The following is a 15,494-nucleotide window of genomic DNA, read 5'->3' as shown; positions in this document are numbered from 1 at the left end:
GATTAAAGTCCCGCGTTCAATTCGTCCTTGAGGAAGGCCAAGACCTCGCCGGGATCGACTGTTTTAGCGACGAAGCATTTTCCGATGCCATGCGCCAGGATGAAGGTCAAAGCGCCATGCTCCACCTTCTTGTCCTGATACATCGCGTCCAAAATCTGCTCCGCGCCAGCATCCCAACCGGCAATATCGCGAAAACGTGTCGGTAGTCCGACAGACTTCAGATGGAGGGCGACACGTTCGGCGTCCTGCGCCGGGCAAAGCCCACGCCGCGCCGAGAAGCGGAAAGCACAAGCCATGCCGATGGCGACGCCTTCGCCATGCACGAGACGCGACCCATCATAGCCGGTCACCCGCTCCAAAGCATGACCGAATGTGTGGCCGAGATTGAGTAGAGCCCGTTCGCCGGTTTCGCGCTCGTCTCTCGCAACGACGCCGGCCTTTGCCGCGCAGCTCTTGGCGATGGCGCGCGACCGCGCCTCACCGCCCGCGAAAACCTCCTGCCAGGAGGCTTCGAGCCAATCGAAAAGGGCCAGATCATTGATGAGGCCATATTTGACGATCTCGGCATAGCCGGCGCGAAACTCCCGCACCGGCAGGGTTTCGAGCGAGCCCGTGTCGGCCAGCACCAGCGACGGCTGATGGAAAGCGCCGATCAAGTTCTTGCCATAGGGCGAATTGATTCCGGTCTTGCCGCCGACGGAGGAATCGACCTGTGCCAGAAGCGAGGTCGGAATCTGGATGAAGCGCATGCCGCGCCGCACGGAGGCCGCCGCATAGCCGGCAAGATCGCCGACGACGCCGCCACCCAAGGCGACGACAAGGTCGTTGCGTTCGATCTTGGCGCCTATGATCTCGTCGCAGACACGCTCGAAGACCGAATAGGTCTTTGAGCCCTCGCCCGGCGCGACAATGATTTTCGCGTGTTTGATCTGGGCGGCGTCGAGACCGCGCTCCAGGGCCGGCAAATGGTGCCTGGCGACATTCTCGTCGGTGACGATGGCGCAGGCGGCGCCGGGCGCCAGCCGCTTGATATGATCGCCCGCCTCCTCGATGAGGCCATCGCCGATCAGAATATCATAGCCGCGGCCGCTGAGCTTGACGCCGATTTTTTCGAGTTTCGACACGTTTTTTCCGGATATTGACTTGCCATATCCCGAAGCCAGATCGGGCGAGGCCAAAAAGGCCTCGAGCTGGGCCATCATCTCATCGACCACGTCATCATGCGAACCTTCATGTGACTGGACGGTGATATCGGCTTGGGCATAGACGGGATAGCGCTCCTCGATCAAGCGGCGAAGCGTCACCTCCGGCTCGGCATTGTTGAGGAGCGGGCGTGTCGTGCGCCGCCTGACGCGCCGCCAGAGCACGTCGAAATCGGCTTTCAGCCAGATCGATATGCCTTCGGCTGCGATGCGCTCGCGGACTTCGGCATTCATGAAGGCGCCGCCGCCGGTCGCGAGCACGCGCGGCCCTTCGCCCAGGAGCCGTGCCATCACCCTTTTTTCGCCGTCGCGGAAATAGGCCTCCCCATGCCGCGCGAAAATATCCTCGATCGACATGGCGGCCGCCTGTTCGATCACGACATCCGCATCGACGAAGTTCAGGCCGAGGCGCTGTGCCAGCCGCCGCCCGGTGGAGGTCTTGCCGGAGCCCATCATGCCGACGAGCACGATCGGGCGCCCGCCAAGCGCCGAGAGGACAGGCGCTGCCCGGCGGTCATGCAGGCGTCCGTCGTCGGAAATCGGGGCCGGGGAAATACCGCTACTCATCCGGCAAGATGTAACATGCCGCCCGCCGGGATTTAAGCCGCACTTCCCGATAAAAGGCGAAAACCGCTCCAAAATAGCGCCTTCGGCCAGATTTGGAGGCCGGGGGCGAGGCCATGATCTTCATGACTTGCAAAGAAGATTCAGCTTATGAAAGGGATTGCCGCTAGGCGAGAATCATGAAAGCCAAGCGCTCTCATAAGACTTAATCGTTTCGATTTCTCCCGCGGGCCAGGTCCCTTGCGCCACGTGCCCAGACCTTTTTGCGATTATTGTTTCATGTGACCGGAGACTGCCTGCGTGCCGAGCCTTTTCCGCTTTTTGATCCTCGTCGGCCTCTTGGCGGGACTAGCCTATGCCGGGATGATCGCGCTCGTGACCTTTGTCGAGCCGCAGCCGCGCGAAATGAGCCAGACCGTCCCGCCCGCTCGCCTTAACAAATGAGGCGGCCCATGTCCGATAGAGCGTCTGACGATAAGGCTTCCCTTTCCCTCCTCGACGGTTTTCTCGACATGATCGCGGCCGAGCGCGGCGCCGCCCAAAATACGCTCGACGCCTACCGGCGCGACCTTACCGATTATGTCGCCTTCCTCGCCCGCGCCAAGAAGAAGGCGCTGACGGCGAACACGGAGACGGTCCGCGCCTATCTGCAAGATCTCGACGCGCGCGGCCTCAAGGCGACGTCGAGCGCCCGGAAACTCTCCTCGATCCGGCAGTTTCATCATTTTCTGGTCGCCGAGGGGCGCCGAACGGACGATCCGACGCTTGTGCTCTCCGGACCAAAGCAGGCGAGGCGGCTGCCGAATTGCCTGACCATCGCCGAGGTCGATCGCCTGCTCAATCTCGCCAAGGAAGGTCTCGACGACGCGAACCGCCCGCCGCGCGAGCGCCTGCGCGCGGCCCGGACCGCCTGCCTCATCGAACTCCTCTACGCCACCGGATTGCGCGTCTCGGAACTCGTCAGTCTGCCGAAGCGCGCCGCCTCCACCCGCGATCCTCTGCTGAGCGTCCGCGGCAAAGGCAATCGCGAGAGACTGGTGCCGCTATCGCCGCTGGCGCGGGAGGCTATGAGTTTCTACCGCAAGCTTCTCGACACCGTCGATGCAGGCGCGGCGACAGGCCCCTGGCTGTTTCCAGCCGACAGTGAAAGCGGCCATCTCACGCGGCAAGCCTTTGCGCGCGACTTGAAAACCGTCGCGGCGGCAGCGGGCATCAACACGTCCCGCATCAGCCCGCATGTGCTGCGCCATGCTTTTGCGAGCCATCTTCTGCAAAACGGCGCCGATCTGCGTGTCGTACAGGAATTATTGGGCCATGCCGATATTTCGACGACCCAGATCTACACCCATGTGCTCGACGAGCGCATGAAGGCCATGGTCCGGGATCTTCACCCGCTCGGAGATGAGGACGCGCGGTTTTAGGCGAGGTTTGCCGCCGGCCGGCCGGCGAGCCAGGCCTTCAAAAAGGCGTCGGACCAGCGCGCCACCGCGCCATCATGCAGGAACCAGCCTTCGAGATGGCGGTGGCGCGGATGCGCATTGGGCAGAATCGTGCGCTCGGCGCCTTGCACCGTCCATTTGCACATCATCGCGTAAGTGACTTCCGGATGGAACTGGAAGCCATAGGCGCAGGAGCCATAGCGGAAGGCCTGGGCCTCGAAATCATGCCCGGCGGCGAGCAACGTCGCACCCTTCGGCAGATCGAAGCCCTCGCGATGCCATTGATAGACTTTTTCGGGAAACGGACAGGGACAGAGGCCATGGCCGTGCTCGGTCGGACGGATCGGATAATAGCCGACTTCGACCTTGCCTTCCGGATGCGGATAGACGCGATGGCCGAGATGTCGGGCGAGCATTTGCGCGCCAAGGCAGATGCCGAGGAAAGGCTTATCCTCGCGCAACGGCACTTTGAGCCAATCCATTTCCCGGCAGAGCCATTCGTCTTCGTCATTGGCGCTCATCGGGCCGCCGAAGACGATCACGCCGGCATGGCCATCTAATGATTTGGGAAGGACGTCGCCGAAACGCGGCCGCCTGACATCAAGTTCATAGCCCTGCGCTTCGAGCAGGCGCCCGAGGCGACCCGGCGTGGAGGCTTCCTGGTGAAGGACGATAAGAACCTGACCGAGCGGCGTCTTTTTCTTGTCCATTTTCTCCGTTGCGTTCCCCATCGAGGGTTTAGGCAGGACGCCGCCGAAAACCCCAATAAAAAGGACGCATCCTCAAGATCATGAATGTCTGTCGATTTGACAGCGGGTCCGCCAACAGCGCGGGACCCAATCGGGTCACTTACCCTTCAGCTTCTGTCCTTGCATATGCGCAACGACGGGCAAAATCAGGGCGTCGGGTAGTAATGGCATGATTATGGTAAAAATTCTATTGATCACACCCGGTACGACCACGCGGCGCTTTGCCACAAGCCCGGCATAGCCCGCCTCCGCCACCTCCATGGCGCTCGCACCCGCGAAACGCGCAATATTTGGGGCGACTTCCATTTTCGCGCGCGCCTGAAATCCCGTCAGGGTCACTCCAGGGCAAAGAAGCGTGACCGTCACCCCATCGCGACGCAATTCCTGCCATAGCGCCCGGCTGAACGAGCGCACGAAAGCCTTCGACGCATAATAGACGGCCATGCCTGGCCCCGGCAGATAGGCGGCAATCGACGCGACATTCAAAATGCCGCCCTTGGCCGCCCGGATGTGCGGCGCGAAGCGGAGCGTGAGCTCGACGAGCGCCCTGACATTGAGATCGACCATGCCGAGTTCGTCTTGCGGATCGAGATCGGCCGCCTCACCCGCAAGGCCGTAACCGGCATTATTGACGAGGATGTCGACGCTGGCATCCGCCGCCTGAAGCTGCGCCGCGACCGCCTCGACCGCGTCTTTTCCGGTGAGATCGACCGGGATTACCAGAGGCCGCGGCCGGCTGGTCGCCGCGATTTCATTCGCCAGAGTCTCAAGCTTGTCCTTGCTGCGGGCGACCAAAGCGAGGTCGTGACCGTGATAGGCAAAGACCCTGGCAAGGTCGGCTCCAATCCCGCCGGAGGCGCCGGTTACCAAAGTCACACGCCTTGCGCTCACGCCTCGCCTCGCGCCGGCTTCGGCGACCAAGGCCCCTCGGGCGCTGCTTCAGAGCGCGTTTCGGCTGCCACTTTCTGGCGCAAAAGCACCCGGTCGCGGTTCGACACGCCGAGGAGTTCGGCGACGCGCCAGACGGTATTTTCCTCGATTTCGTCGACGGTCCCGTCGGCGAAGGCCATATCCCACATCATCTCGATGATCCTGTGGCGGCCCTCGTCATCGAGCTGACGCTTCAGGACATGGGTGAAATGATAGAAATCGACGGCTTCGCGGTCGCTTTGCTGCGCTTCCCGGATCAAGGCTGCGGCCTCCCCGGCGTCGAGGCCGAAGCGCTCCTTGACCAGAGTTTTCAACCGCCGGCTTTCCGCCGCATCGGTGACTCCGTCGGCATCGGCGACATGGACGAGCAAGGCGACGGCGGCAACGCGGTAGTCGTCTTCACCGAACCGGCGCGGCGTCTCGGTTTGGCCGAGATCAGCCAATAGATTTTTCAATGCGGCGAACATGAATCCTCCGTCTCGGCGACGGCCCAATGCAAAGCCAGAACGGGCGCGGCGCGATCGCGCCCAAATCGATATAAGTATGCGCGGCGTAAAATGCTCGCCATGCGGAACCTTAGCGGATCGGCAGACAGGTCCAATCGCCTTCCGGATGATGAAGGGCGCGACGCTGCCCGCTGATCCAACGATTGCAGGCCGCTCTCGACGGAAAGCAGACCTTCTCATCATACCAATCGAGCGTCCGGCCATAGGCCGTGTTGACGAACCGGCCGCCGGCAAAATGCCCGAGCCAGATGCTCGGCCAAGGCAGCGAAATCGTCGGCCCCCAATCCTCGAAAACGCAGGGAGCCCCGTCCGGCGGGACAAAGGCGCCGGGCACGAGGGTCACATCCGGAACCTGTCCAAAGGCAGCGGACAAGGGAGCCACTGTTGAGCCAAGCATCGCCGCGAATGCCAAGGCGCGCGCCATCTGTCGCATGGATCCCCCCTGTCCTACTCAATCCCCATGCGCTTCAAGCGCGAAAGACCCTGGAGGGCAAGCAGAAAGTGCGGCCGGCCCATAACCATTGCGCGAGCCGCAAAGGAGGCCATCAGGGAAAGTAAACCGGAGAGTAAGTGGGAAAGGGACAGCAGGTCGGCCAGGGCGCCAGGCTCCGCGCCCAATATTCCGAATTTGGCACTGAATAGTCCATCGGGGAGATAGGCGCATAGGGCGTGCCGGGGAACTCGACCCAACGCCATACGCCGTGAGCCCGGTCCCGATAGGCATGCGGATAGGGATGCTTAGCCCGATATGGACCATTGGCGGCGTGAGCCGGAACCAGCATGACCCCGGCCATCAATATATACGCGGCGGCGCGCAGCATTTGTCGCATGGATCCCCCGTCCGTCTCGTCGCGCATGTGCTTTAAGCGCGAACGATCATGAAAGACGAGCGGAAAGTGCCGCCGCCTCATGATCATTGTGTGACAGTCACGGGAAGGAGGGAATGTAAGGGTAGTAGGGATCGGGGCAGCAATTGGGGAAAACCTCCCAGGCAGCAGGCGGCGGGAGCGGCGGTCCATAGCCCGCCGGCAGATAGGTCACCCAGCCATAGCCCGGATAATAGGGAGCCGGATATGGATAGGGCTCCGGGTATGCAGGCGGAGGCGGCGGATTCGCGCGCGGTGGCGCATATAAAATATCGGCGGCGTGAGCCGGAGCGAGCGTCATGCCCGCCATCAATGCGAATGCCGCGGCTCGCAACGTCTGTCGCATGGGACCATCCTTCGGTGCATCTTCAGGCGCGATACACGATCGCTTCTGCGGCTCAGTTTCAACGACGGATGTTAATCGCGCTTTAAACCCGCGGGCCGACGAAGCGCGAAAGCATGAGATGACGCAAACTGCTTACCAGTGGAAGAACGGATCCGACTGCCAGGACTGGACCGTGTTCGGCGCGTAACCGGCCGGAGCATAGGCCAAGCCGGCTTGCGGCTGGTGGTGCGAGCGCGCCGCATAATGGGTGCCCGCATGGGTCCGATGCGCTTTCGCAAACATGGTGCTGCGCGGCGGCGCGCCCGAAATCGAAATCGAGGCGCCTTCGGCCTGGACCATTTGATAGAGCTGTTGCGCATGGCCGGGCGAAAGGCGGATGCAACCATGCGAGGCGGGACGGCCGAGCTGCGCCACCGAATAGGTACCATGGATCGCATAGCCGCCGGCGAAGAAGATCGAATAGGGCATCGGCGACATGTGATATTTCTTGGAGTAATGCATCCGCTGCAGACTATAGGGCGCGAAGGTCCCGTTCGGCGTCACATAGCCCGAGCGGGCCGTGGACACCGGCCAAGTGTAACTGCCGCTGTTCGAGGTGACATTCATGGATTGATGGGTGAGGTCGATATGGACCTGGACAGTCGCTTGCGCGCTCGTCATCCAAAGCGCGCTGCACATCATTATCAAAACGCCAATCACGCTACGCATCGTCAACTCCTACACGCGTGGGTCGCTGAATATCCACCGTCCATTTCAAGATGATTACCGTTTTGACGGCGCGGGTAAACGACGAAGTTAAAACAAGGTTGACGCAAGTGGTTTATGACAAGGTCGCAAAATCAGATGACTTGAGTCGATAGAAGCTGCTTTTGCTGAATTCCGTTCGGGCTTACTTGTCCGTTACTCTACGCCGTCGATCGATTCATGAAGGGCTCGTCATGCGCCGTCACATGCTGTTGATCCAAACCTGTCTGATCGGTCTCTGTGCCGTGACGGCCCTTGGTCTTCCTTCAAGCGCGAAGGCGCAGGACCGCGGCACGCTGACACCCGTCACGCTTCCGCCGCTGCCGCATCCAAACGATCCGTCGACGCCTGCCAAGGCCGTCTTCGGCCGCGAGACCGCGCCGGCTCCGCTTGCGGCGCGAGCCATCGGCTTTTATTCGCGCGGCTGCCTCGCCGGCGCCAAGGCGCTCTCGGTCGATGGACCGACATGGCAGGTCATGCGCGTGTCGCGCGACCGCTATTGGGGCCATCCGGACCTCATCGCCTTTCTCGAGCGCTTTTCGAAGAAAGTCGCGCAGGTCAGTCATTGGCCGGGCATTCTCGTCGGCGACATGTCGCAGCCGCGCGGCGGTCCGATGCTGACCGGCCATGCCTCGCATCAGATCGGGCTCGACGCCGATATTTGGCTGACGCCCATGCCGGACCACCATCTGCCGCGCGAGGACCGCGAGGAGATGATGGCGACCAATGTCGTGCGCGCGGACCGCCGCGACGTCGATCCGGCGAAATGGACTCCGGATCATCTCGCCGTCATCAAGGCCGCGGCGCAAGACCCGGAGGTCGAGCGCATTTTCGTCAATGCCGCGATCAAGAAAGCGCTGTGCCGCGAAGCGACGGGCGACAGATCCTGGCTCGCCAAGGTCCGCCCCTTTTGGGGCCACGACTATCATTTCCACGTGCGGATCGTCTGTCCCAAAGGCAGCGATGCCTGCGAAGATCAAGATCCGGTTAGCCCCGGCGACGGCTGCGATGCCTCGCTCGCCGGCTGGTTTAAAGAGTCGATCCTGCATCCAAGGCCAAGCCCTACGCCGCCGAAACCGCGGCCGCCTCTGACGCTGGCGCAACTTCCGGCCGCCTGCCGCAGCATCGTCGTCGTCAAATAAAAAACGCTTCACCATCGGGTGAAGCGCCTTTTTGTTTCATCCGACGAAGGCTGCCCCGCTCCTCGGATACGGGGCCGCTTTTCGCCTCAGCCTCACATGTGAGGATGATGATGCGGCATATGCGGTTGATGATGCATCAGCATATGAGGATGATGGCGGCGATGGACGACGACGGCCGGATGATGATTACGGTGCACGCTGCGCCCGGTCGTCATCTGCTGATCCTTCATAGACGTCTGTCCACTTGTGGCGGCCTGCGCGGCGGTGACGCTCAAAAAGCCGCAAGCGGCCATGATCGCGAGTGTATGTCCGATTTTCATGATGGTTTCCTCCACATCCTGATGATTCAATATTTAGGAAGAGTCGCGGCTCCCTTGGGAGACGGGAGTTGTCGAAAGGCCTTCTGTCTCGGACGCGAGTTTCCCCCTTTTGGCGACGAATAAAATTCGCCCCGCTGACAACGCCGCAGCAATGAAAACGTTGCCTTAGGTATTGGCCGTTCGATGCGGCATGCAGAGGCGAGGCGCCTCAATGCTCTTCCGTCTTGTCGGCCGGCCCGGAAAAACGATCGGTCAAGGCGAGAAGAAAAGCCGATACGACGAAGACCAAATGAATACCCACATACCAACCGAGATCGCGATCCGACGTGTCCTTCACACTCATGAAGGCGCGCAGCAATTGGATCGCCGAAATCGCCACGATCGACGACATGAGTTTCAGTTTCAGCCCGGCGAAATCGATTTTGCCCATCCACTCGGGCCAATCCCTATGTTCGGCCTGAGTGATCCGCGAGACGAAATTCTCATAGCCCGAACAAATCACCAGCACGATGAGCGATCCCGTCAAAGTGAGATCGATGAGGCCGAGCACCGCGAGAATGATCGACGATTCGCTGGCGTCGATGGCGTGCGGGACGGCTTCGGCGAAAGCCCAAACAGCTTTCACCGCCAGAACCGCGAGGCTCAGCGCCAGGGCAATGTAGAAGGGAATGAGAAGCCACCGGCTGGCGAAGAGAACTTTTTCGAGCGTGCTTTTCAGCAAGGATCAATGCCCCACATGCGGACAGGGCGGCACATGGTCAATCCAAGTGCCGCTAGAGCGGGATGAGGAAAAGTGTGAGCGGTTTTCCGCTCGCATCCCGCTCTACATTTATGAAATCGATCACGTTTTATGATCTATGCGCCGCGCGGAGATCTATTCCGCCGCGATGCCCGTTCCGATGGGGCAGGAAACACCTGTCCCGCCAAGGCCGCAATAGCCATCCGGGTTCTTGGCGAGATATTGCTGGTGATAGGCCTCGGCATAATAGAAGGGCGGCGCGTCGAGGATCTCGGTGGTGATCGGCCCGAATCCCTTCGCCTTGAGAGCCGCGCCGAAAGCCGCCTTGCTCGCTTCGGCCGCGGCGCGCTGCGCCGCATTGGCGACATAGATGCCGGAGCGATATTGCGTGCCGACATCATTGCCCTGCCGCATGCCCTGCGTCGGGTCATGCGCCTCCCAAAAGGTCTTCAACAGGGTTTCATAGGAAATGCGCTTCGGATCGAAGGCCACAAACACCACTTCGTTATGGCCGGTGAGACCGGAGCAGACTTCCTCATAGGTCGGGTTCGGCGTCAGACCGCCGGCATAACCCACGGCGGTCGCATAAATGCCGTCGCCCAATTGCCAGAATTTGCGCTCGGCGCCCCAGAAACAGCCAAAGCCGAAAACTGCTGTCTCGATGCCGTCTGGAAACGGCGGCTGCAGCGGATTGCCGTTGAGGAAATGACGTTCGGCGGTCGGCATGGCCTCCGCTCGTCCCGGTAAAGCCTCGGCGGCGGAGGGCATCGCAAGATGCTTGCGGAATGAAAACATGGCGGCGTCCCATACAGGAAACAGGATTTTCCCTTAAATAGGGCTTTCCGGCGCCAGTATAAAGAGCAACGCCCCTAACGCGTGGCCTAGTCCGCCCCAGCCGCCTTGGCAGCCTGAAGCGGAAGATGCTCGCCTCGAATCGGTCCGGTGCTCGTAAGTCTTTTTATTCGCATCGGATTGGTCCGAAAACCGCTTCGCACTTTTCGGTCCGATGCTCTACCGGTTGGAATAGCCGATCTTGGGTGCCGGTTTGCGGGTGAGCGCCAGAAGGATCAGGCCGCAGAGACCGACAATCAGCCAGGTCGGCATGAGAAACAGGGTGAGCAGGACGGGATCCCAGAGAAAGGGATGAATATTCCGCTCGACCGCCGGCTTCAGCAGCGGAAATTGATGGGGAAAGAAGGAAATCACCGTCTGCCCGAACGGCGTCAGCGACAGCGCGCCGCCGGCGATCGATCGCGTCCCGTCGATGATGAGCGAGGCAAAAGCCGCAGCGACGGCAAGAATACCCATGAATCGGAAGAGCAAACGCAGCATTGTTCGCCTGAGGAGACGTAAGAGCATCGGACCCAAAAGTGGGAACCGGTTTTGGGACCAATCCGATGCTCAAACAAAAAGAAAGAGCGGTGGCAGCCATCCTATCTTGGCCTGGACGACATTACTCGCAGAAAAACCACGGGAAAATCAATAAGGCGCATGCCCGGAAGGGGGCCGGATCAAGACTTGCGCTCAGGTCTTTCGTGACTATAGTGCGCGCACATTCGCGAGGCGTGACATCGCGGCCTTTTTCGCGAACAGTTCGGTCTCGAACCTTCCTCGCAAATGAATGGCCCGGCGCGCGAAAGAGCGGCTTTTCCAGGCCGCTTAAGCGAGTTCCCGGAGGGGTGGCCGAGTGGTTGAAGGCGCACGCCTGGAAAGTGTGTATAGGTGAAAGCCTATCGCGGGTTCGAATCCCGCTCCCTCCGCCAGCTAATTTGAAGCTACTAAATGCTTTATAGACCACTTAGTTAAGTAGACGCTTTTTGGGCGATACCCCTCACGCGCCCCTTACATTATACCCCTCACCGTTTCTTTGCTGTGACCGCTGTCTATGTCAGCTTGCTGCAATGAACTCAGCTCGGGTAAACGAAATGCCGCTTCCTGATGGCCGCGCTTCCCGCTTCTCCCAAATCTATATCGACAGAGGCGGCGCTCTACGCGATGACGCAAGGATGCGACAGCGACTTAGCGCAAGCCTGCCAGAAAGAGGCATCGATAATTTAGCAAAAGAACTGCATTCCGAGCTTGGAATCGTCGTGCGCTTTGGCCCCTATGGCGTCTACTGGAACGACTTCTATGAGGAAGCAGAATTACGTGATGTGCTGGATAGTGTAACCCTTATATTTAACATCCTAAACCGCGATCACTTGTTTGAGAGACGAGCGAAAGATTATCTGAAAACCGTTTCCCGAATTTTTGCTGAGCAGAATGTTGGCTATAAGGTAGATGATCTGGGGGTCGTTCATTTCGTTGTTGATGAAGAATTTGAGCGAGGTCGGAACACGTGCATTGCTGCTTTGCACTTGCCTCGCTATGTCGCTGTAGCTGCCAACCTCGACAAGGCGTTTTCTGTTCTGGATACTACGCCACCCGACGGAAAATCCAGCGTGCGTTCGGTATTCGACGCATTAGAGGGTTTGTTTCGGCTTATGTTTACTAACGCCCATCGATTAGGGGGAAGCGAAATTGATCAGTATCTCCGGCCCGCGATTGCGAGAACCTATATGCCGGGGTCTGCTGATTTACGGGCTGCCGGAAAGTTTTTGGATTCGATGAAGGATTGGGTAGAGACCGCACATTTCTACCGGCATGAGCAAGGCAAGGAAGAGCCCGCCCAGCCGCCCCTTGATATTGCTGTTGCTCTAATTAGCACCGGGACAGGCTTCCTTCGGTGGCTCGCGGAGCTTGATCAGAGAGGTAGTCCGAATACCTAGGGAAGTATCTGGCTCAGTTGGTGATCTGTGAGCGCGCTTTAAATGCGCCCCGATTTGAAGCGATTTGAAAGAGGTGTCACTGTGGCATTAATCAAAAATTTCACGCGCAAAGACCGCGATCGGGTTTCTCTCCATGAAGAAATCCAAGCGACTTACACAAGTTTTGAACGGGACGGTCGGGTTGTCCTGCAAATCGACACCTACGGGCGAGATACTCGTCAGGTCCCCGGCAAGCAGAGCCAAACGATACAACTCGATCATGACGGGGCCGAGGCGCTTTGCGGCATCCTAAAGCGTGAATTTCATTTCTGATTGATACCGTATGGGATCAATCAGACACGACTCAAGCTTCTCGCAAGCGCCTGCCAGTGCGGACGTATCAAACATTCCTCACGGGCTTCCCAAAATATAGCGGCGATTGCGCTCCTGAATGGGCCGCGCGTTCATCGCATAGATCGTTTTGAAGGCGTCGATATCGGCCTGCGCCACGTCGATCGGGTCGGCATAGACGATCCAATTGACGATCTCCGAACAGGGCGGCGTCGTCAGCGAGCCCTCATAATAATAAGTGCTGCTTTTGCCCGGCAGAAAGGCTTTCGGGTCGATGTCGGATTTCGCAAGCTGGCTGCCGGCCTGCTTCGGCGCCTGCGCCATGACGGCGGCAAAAGCGTCGTTGGATTTGCCGGGTTTGAGAAAGACGCCGATGACCGCGAGCTGGCCGTCCGGCCCCGCATGCACGAAATGCGCTTCCATCGCCGTGCGCACGCCGGCGACCGTGTGTTCGCTTGGCGCGTGAAAGTGAAACTGTTTCAGCTCGAATGTTTTGCCGTCGAGCACCAGACTGCCTCCTGGCGCGGCGTCGGCCTGGATCGTATGGCCATTATTGGCGATTTTGAAGGGCTGGGGCTTCCAATCGATCTTGAGCGCCGGCAGCTCCGCGTGGATCGCGTTGGTCAGGTCGATCGGCGATTGCTGGCGGCCGGTGGCGCAAGCCTCGAAGGTCTTATCGAGTTCGCCCCATTTCGGCGCCTCCTCATAATTCCAATGCGGGCCTTCGGCACGCGCCGCCATCGCGCAGACCGGACAAGCGAATAAGCCTCCAAGCATGGAGCGGCGCGACAGCGGCATGACAATTCCTCCCATTGAGTCTTGATATCGATTTTTTAGGGTCACTGTGATTTCGGATTGAATCAATCCCAAATCACAGTGACTTATTTTCATGGTTTAGAGGTGGGCTGATGCAATCAAGTTGACGCAAACTCCGTCAACTTGATTGCATCGCAAAACCGCCCACACCTTGTCCCCATCCCGCTCTAGCATGATTGAGGGCGAGATTGCAGCCGCGCTTACGATGCCTTTGTCCTTTGTATGTGTCATGACATGCTGCCGGTTCATTAGGTGGAAGAGCGATTCGCCTCGGAGAGGACCAATCCCATGACTTTGAGCCCTATCGGCCCCCGAGCGGTGATGGCCCTTTTCGCGCTCTTCGCCTTTCCGGCCTTGGCAGAGGAGAAAAGCCCGGATCAGGCGCAAGCCAGCGGCAAGCAAAGCCCTTCGGTCTGGGCCATCCCAGGCATCAACGCGCTGCCGGATGACGCGCATGGCAAGCTCGTGCGGCGCGGGCGCGACCTCATCACCATGACCTATGCCTTCATAGGCCCCCACGCCCTCGACAAGGACAATCGCTTTGCCGGCAACGATCTCGCCTGCGGCAATTGCCATCTCCAGGCAGGCACGAAGAAATTCGGCCTGCCTATCTATGGGCTCTATTGGGATTTCCCGCATTACAGCGGACGGACGGGCGCCAATATTTCGATCGAGGACCGTATCAATTCCTGCATGACGCGGAGCATGAACGGGCGCCCGCTTCCCGTCGACTCGCCGGAAATGCAAGCGCTGACGGCATACGTCAAATTTCTCTCGACCGGTCTCACGAAAGGCGACCAGCTCGCGGGGCACGGCGCGGGCAGCATGCCGGAACTCGATCGCGCCGCGGACCCGAAGCACGGCGAGTTGCTCTATACGGGCTCGTGCCTCGACTGCCACAATATCAACGGAACAGGCATTGCCCGAAGCAAGCAGGCATTGAGCCTCGGCTATGCCGTGCCGCCGCTGTGGGGCGACGACAGTTTCAACGACGGAGCGGGCATGGCGAGGCTCATCACGCTTGCGAATTTCCTTCATTCCAACATGCCGCATGGAGCCGATTACCGAAACCCGAACCTGACGATAGAAGACGCGTGGGATATCGCGGCCTATGTGGAATCGCAGGCGCGGCCGCATAAATCAGGGCTCGAACACGACTTCTCCGACGACCTCCTGAATAAACCCGTCGACGCGGCCTATGGGCCTTACGCCGATCAGTTTCCGGAAGCGCAGCATAAATACGGACCCTTCGCTCCGATCCGCGCGGAATTGGCGCGTCTGAAAGCCGAGGAAAAACGATCGCAGGATGCAAAATGAAGCGGTTTGAACGGAGCTGGATCGGCAGTTCTACTTAGCGGCCGCTGTGGATTGTTTCGCTTCAAAGCCGATCCAGTCGATTTTCACCGATCGTGCAATCGGCCGTCAACTTTTGGGTGCTTGGATGGCAGCTTAACACGCGTGTGTTTTGCGGAACGGCGTTTGGGATGGCCATGTTCAAGCTGCGCGACCTTGTGCGTCCTCGTGCGAAGCGGCCGGAGCCTCATCCGGCGGATGCCGAACAAGCAGCAAATTTGAATCGCAGAATCTCGAAACTGCTCAACACCAATAAAACACCCTCCGCTATCGCGGAAAGAACGATCGAAACAAGAAGCGAAGAACGCTTCGTTCCTCTATGGACAGCGACATCGTTCACTTTGAAAAACGGCAAGAGATATGATGCGCGCATCATGAACATGTCGCGGTTTGGCGTCGCACTCGATGCGGATTTTTCGAACATTCCGGTCAGAGATATTACCTTTGTCGGAAAGCACGCCGTGACGCATATCCGCAGCCTCAGACCGGGCGCGGTTTTCAAGTTCAAAATCCCGCTTGAAGACAAGCACTGCGACCCGTCGATCATTCTTTGAATGCTTGCGCGTGGGCAAGGCAGAGATGACGCTTCGGCTGTCTGGTATCAGCTTGCCGTATCCATGCATTCATCCGCTTTTTCAATGTGAAGATCTGACGAATTGTCGACATCCATCTGTCGCGCT

19 protein-coding genes and 1 tRNA gene are annotated in these 15,494 nt (G+C 59.4%); 8 read left to right on the top strand and 12 right to left on the bottom strand.

Annotation, left to right across the window (positions count from 1 at the left end):
• Nucleotides 1–2 precede the first annotated feature (2 nt).
• A complete protein-coding gene (aroB, locus tag A3OQ_RS23935; RefSeq protein ID WP_020174079.1) occupies nt 3–1,769 on the bottom strand; it encodes a 3-dehydroquinate synthase in 1,767 nt (588 codons plus the stop codon).
• A gap of 297 nt (nt 1,770–2,066) precedes the next feature.
• Here aroB and A3OQ_RS0104060 point away from each other — a divergent pair, with 297 nt between their 5' ends.
• Nucleotides 2,067–2,210, top strand: a complete 144-nt coding sequence (locus A3OQ_RS0104060) for a hypothetical protein (protein ID WP_020174078.1) — start codon at nt 2,067–2,069, stop codon at nt 2,208–2,210.
• 8 nt (nt 2,211–2,218) lie between these two features.
• Nucleotides 2,219–3,187, top strand: coding sequence for a site-specific tyrosine recombinase XerD (locus tag A3OQ_RS0104055; protein WP_020174077.1), 969 nt, complete (start codon nt 2,219–2,221; stop codon nt 3,185–3,187).
• On the opposite strand, the gene A3OQ_RS0104050 is transcribed toward A3OQ_RS0104055, so the two are convergent.
• The 6 genes from A3OQ_RS0104050 to A3OQ_RS21280 all read right to left on the bottom strand — a co-directional run bounded on the left by A3OQ_RS0104050 (nt 3,184) and on the right by A3OQ_RS21280 (nt 7,310).
• Complete coding sequence (locus A3OQ_RS0104050; protein WP_020174076.1) at nt 3,184–3,915, bottom strand: glutamine amidotransferase; 732 nt, start codon at nt 3,913–3,915, stop codon at nt 3,184–3,186. The two genes, A3OQ_RS0104055 and A3OQ_RS0104050, sit on opposite strands and share 4 nt — an antisense overlap.
• A gap of 135 nt (nt 3,916–4,050) precedes the next feature.
• Entirely contained in the window at nt 4,051–4,845 is a 795-nt protein-coding gene (locus A3OQ_RS0104045) for an SDR family NAD(P)-dependent oxidoreductase (protein ID WP_026595471.1), read from the bottom strand.
• The gene (locus A3OQ_RS0104040; protein ID WP_020174074.1) at nt 4,842–5,351 is read right to left on the bottom strand and encodes a tellurite resistance TerB family protein; all 510 of its coding nucleotides are present in this window, start codon (nt 5,349–5,351) and stop codon (nt 4,842–4,844) included. Before A3OQ_RS0104040 ends, A3OQ_RS0104045 begins: the two co-directional genes overlap by 4 nt.
• Before the next feature lie 109 nt (nt 5,352–5,460).
• On the bottom strand, nt 5,461–5,823 hold the full coding sequence (locus tag A3OQ_RS0104035; RefSeq protein ID WP_026595470.1) for a hypothetical protein: 363 nt from the start codon (nt 5,821–5,823) through the stop codon (nt 5,461–5,463).
• Nucleotides 5,824–6,317: 494 nt separating this feature from the next.
• Nucleotides 6,318–6,602, bottom strand: coding sequence for a hypothetical protein (locus A3OQ_RS21285; RefSeq protein ID WP_020174070.1), 285 nt, complete (start codon nt 6,600–6,602; stop codon nt 6,318–6,320).
• A 132-nt stretch (nt 6,603–6,734) separates the two neighbouring features.
• The gene (locus A3OQ_RS21280) at nt 6,735–7,310 is read right to left on the bottom strand and encodes a L,D-transpeptidase (RefSeq protein ID WP_152428311.1); all 576 of its coding nucleotides are present in this window, start codon (nt 7,308–7,310) and stop codon (nt 6,735–6,737) included.
• Between the two features lie 230 nt (nt 7,311–7,540).
• On the opposite strand from A3OQ_RS21280, the gene mepA reads away from it, so the two are divergent.
• Nucleotides 7,541–8,488 carry a penicillin-insensitive murein endopeptidase gene (gene mepA, locus A3OQ_RS0104010; RefSeq protein WP_020174068.1) on the top strand — a complete coding sequence of 316 codons (948 nt, stop codon included), beginning with the start codon at nt 7,541–7,543 and terminating at the stop codon, nt 8,486–8,488.
• A gap of 92 nt (nt 8,489–8,580) precedes the next feature.
• Here the strand turns inward: mepA and A3OQ_RS0104005 are convergent, their stop codons facing one another.
• The 4 genes from A3OQ_RS0104005 to A3OQ_RS0103990 form a co-directional block, all read right to left on the bottom strand.
• A complete protein-coding gene (locus A3OQ_RS0104005; RefSeq protein ID WP_152428310.1) occupies nt 8,581–8,808 on the bottom strand; it encodes a hypothetical protein in 228 nt (75 codons plus the stop codon).
• Between the two features lie 208 nt (nt 8,809–9,016).
• On the bottom strand, nt 9,017–9,529 hold the full coding sequence (locus A3OQ_RS0104000; protein ID WP_020174066.1) for a TIGR00645 family protein: 513 nt from the start codon (nt 9,527–9,529) through the stop codon (nt 9,017–9,019).
• Nucleotides 9,530–9,682: 153 nt separating this feature from the next.
• Nucleotides 9,683–10,342 (bottom strand): peptide-methionine (S)-S-oxide reductase MsrA, encoded by a 660-nt coding sequence (gene msrA, locus A3OQ_RS0103995; protein ID WP_020174065.1) that lies wholly within the window; start codon nt 10,340–10,342, stop codon nt 9,683–9,685.
• A 216-nt stretch (nt 10,343–10,558) separates the two neighbouring features.
• Nucleotides 10,559–10,879, bottom strand: a complete 321-nt coding sequence (locus tag A3OQ_RS0103990; RefSeq protein WP_020174064.1) for a hypothetical protein — start codon at nt 10,877–10,879, stop codon at nt 10,559–10,561.
• Nucleotides 10,880–11,220: 341 nt separating this feature from the next.
• On the opposite strand from A3OQ_RS0103990, the gene A3OQ_RS0103985 reads away from it, so the two are divergent.
• The 3 genes from A3OQ_RS0103985 to A3OQ_RS23930 all read left to right on the top strand — a co-directional run bounded on the left by A3OQ_RS0103985 (nt 11,221) and on the right by A3OQ_RS23930 (nt 12,627).
• A tRNA-Ser gene (locus tag A3OQ_RS0103985) sits at nt 11,221–11,310 on the top strand.
• A 162-nt stretch (nt 11,311–11,472) separates the two neighbouring features.
• A complete protein-coding gene (locus A3OQ_RS0103980) occupies nt 11,473–12,315 on the top strand; it encodes a hypothetical protein (RefSeq protein WP_020174063.1) in 843 nt (280 codons plus the stop codon).
• A 42-nt stretch (nt 12,316–12,357) separates the two neighbouring features.
• Nucleotides 12,358–12,627 (top strand): methionyl-tRNA formyltransferase, encoded by a 270-nt coding sequence (locus A3OQ_RS23930; RefSeq protein ID WP_244427089.1) that lies wholly within the window; start codon nt 12,358–12,360, stop codon nt 12,625–12,627.
• Nucleotides 12,628–12,705: 78 nt separating this feature from the next.
• Here A3OQ_RS23930 and A3OQ_RS0103970 read toward each other — a convergent pair whose 3' ends face one another.
• Nucleotides 12,706–13,443: a carbonic anhydrase gene (locus A3OQ_RS0103970; RefSeq protein WP_051116013.1), complete on the bottom strand. Its 738-nt coding sequence runs from the start codon at nt 13,441–13,443 to the stop codon at nt 12,706–12,708.
• A 339-nt stretch (nt 13,444–13,782) separates the two neighbouring features.
• Here A3OQ_RS0103970 and A3OQ_RS0103965 point away from each other — a divergent pair, with 339 nt between their 5' ends.
• Entirely contained in the window at nt 13,783–14,778 is a 996-nt protein-coding gene (locus A3OQ_RS0103965; RefSeq protein WP_020174060.1) for a c-type cytochrome, read from the top strand.
• 167 nt (nt 14,779–14,945) lie between these two features.
• The gene (locus tag A3OQ_RS0103960) at nt 14,946–15,368 is read left to right on the top strand and encodes a hypothetical protein (protein ID WP_020174059.1); all 423 of its coding nucleotides are present in this window, start codon (nt 14,946–14,948) and stop codon (nt 15,366–15,368) included.
• Nucleotides 15,369–15,494: the final 126 nt, after the last annotated feature.

This window comes from Methyloferula stellata AR4, from assembly GCF_000385335.1.
Taxonomy (GTDB): domain Bacteria; phylum Pseudomonadota; class Alphaproteobacteria; order Rhizobiales; family Beijerinckiaceae; genus Methyloferula; species Methyloferula stellata.
The sequence above is the reverse complement of the archived record's forward strand: the minus strand, read 5'-3'. Positions and strand labels throughout refer to the sequence as shown.

What these genes read in the sequence shown, in the direction of transcription:
- A3OQ_RS0104050 (WP_020174076.1), bottom strand. Translation starts at nt 3,915, where the DNA reads ATGGACAAGAAAAAGACGCCGCTCGGTCAGGTTCTTATCGTCCTTCAC.
- A3OQ_RS0103965 (WP_020174060.1), top strand. Translation starts at nt 13,783, where the DNA reads ATGGCCCTTTTCGCGCTCTTCGCCTTTCCGGCCTTGGCAGAGGAGAAA.
- A3OQ_RS0103960 (WP_020174059.1), top strand. Translation starts at nt 14,946, where the DNA reads ATGGCCATGTTCAAGCTGCGCGACCTTGTGCGTCCTCGTGCGAAGCGG.
- A3OQ_RS0104055 (WP_020174077.1), top strand. Translation starts at nt 2,219, where the DNA reads ATGTCCGATAGAGCGTCTGACGATAAGGCTTCCCTTTCCCTCCTCGAC.
- mepA (WP_020174068.1), top strand. Translation starts at nt 7,541, where the DNA reads ATGCGCCGTCACATGCTGTTGATCCAAACCTGTCTGATCGGTCTCTGT.
- A3OQ_RS23930 (WP_244427089.1), top strand. Translation starts at nt 12,358, where the DNA reads ATGCGCCCCGATTTGAAGCGATTTGAAAGAGGTGTCACTGTGGCATTA.
- A3OQ_RS0103980 (WP_020174063.1), top strand. Translation starts at nt 11,473, where the DNA reads ATGCCGCTTCCTGATGGCCGCGCTTCCCGCTTCTCCCAAATCTATATC.
- A3OQ_RS0104005 (WP_152428310.1), bottom strand. Translation starts at nt 8,808, where the DNA reads ATGAAAATCGGACATACACTCGCGATCATGGCCGCTTGCGGCTTTTTG.
- aroB (WP_020174079.1), bottom strand. Translation starts at nt 1,769, where the DNA reads ATGAGTAGCGGTATTTCCCCGGCCCCGATTTCCGACGACGGACGCCTG.
- A3OQ_RS0103990 (WP_020174064.1), bottom strand. Translation starts at nt 10,879, where the DNA reads ATGCTGCGTTTGCTCTTCCGATTCATGGGTATTCTTGCCGTCGCTGCG.
- A3OQ_RS21285 (WP_020174070.1), bottom strand. Translation starts at nt 6,602, where the DNA reads ATGCGACAGACGTTGCGAGCCGCGGCATTCGCATTGATGGCGGGCATG.
- msrA (WP_020174065.1), bottom strand. Translation starts at nt 10,342, where the DNA reads ATGTTTTCATTCCGCAAGCATCTTGCGATGCCCTCCGCCGCCGAGGCT.
- A3OQ_RS0103970 (WP_051116013.1), bottom strand. Translation starts at nt 13,443, where the DNA reads ATGCCGCTGTCGCGCCGCTCCATGCTTGGAGGCTTATTCGCTTGTCCG.
- A3OQ_RS21280 (WP_152428311.1), bottom strand. Translation starts at nt 7,310, where the DNA reads ATGCGTAGCGTGATTGGCGTTTTGATAATGATGTGCAGCGCGCTTTGG.
- A3OQ_RS0104035 (WP_026595470.1), bottom strand. Translation starts at nt 5,823, where the DNA reads ATGCGACAGATGGCGCGCGCCTTGGCATTCGCGGCGATGCTTGGCTCA.
- A3OQ_RS0104040 (WP_020174074.1), bottom strand. Translation starts at nt 5,351, where the DNA reads ATGTTCGCCGCATTGAAAAATCTATTGGCTGATCTCGGCCAAACCGAG.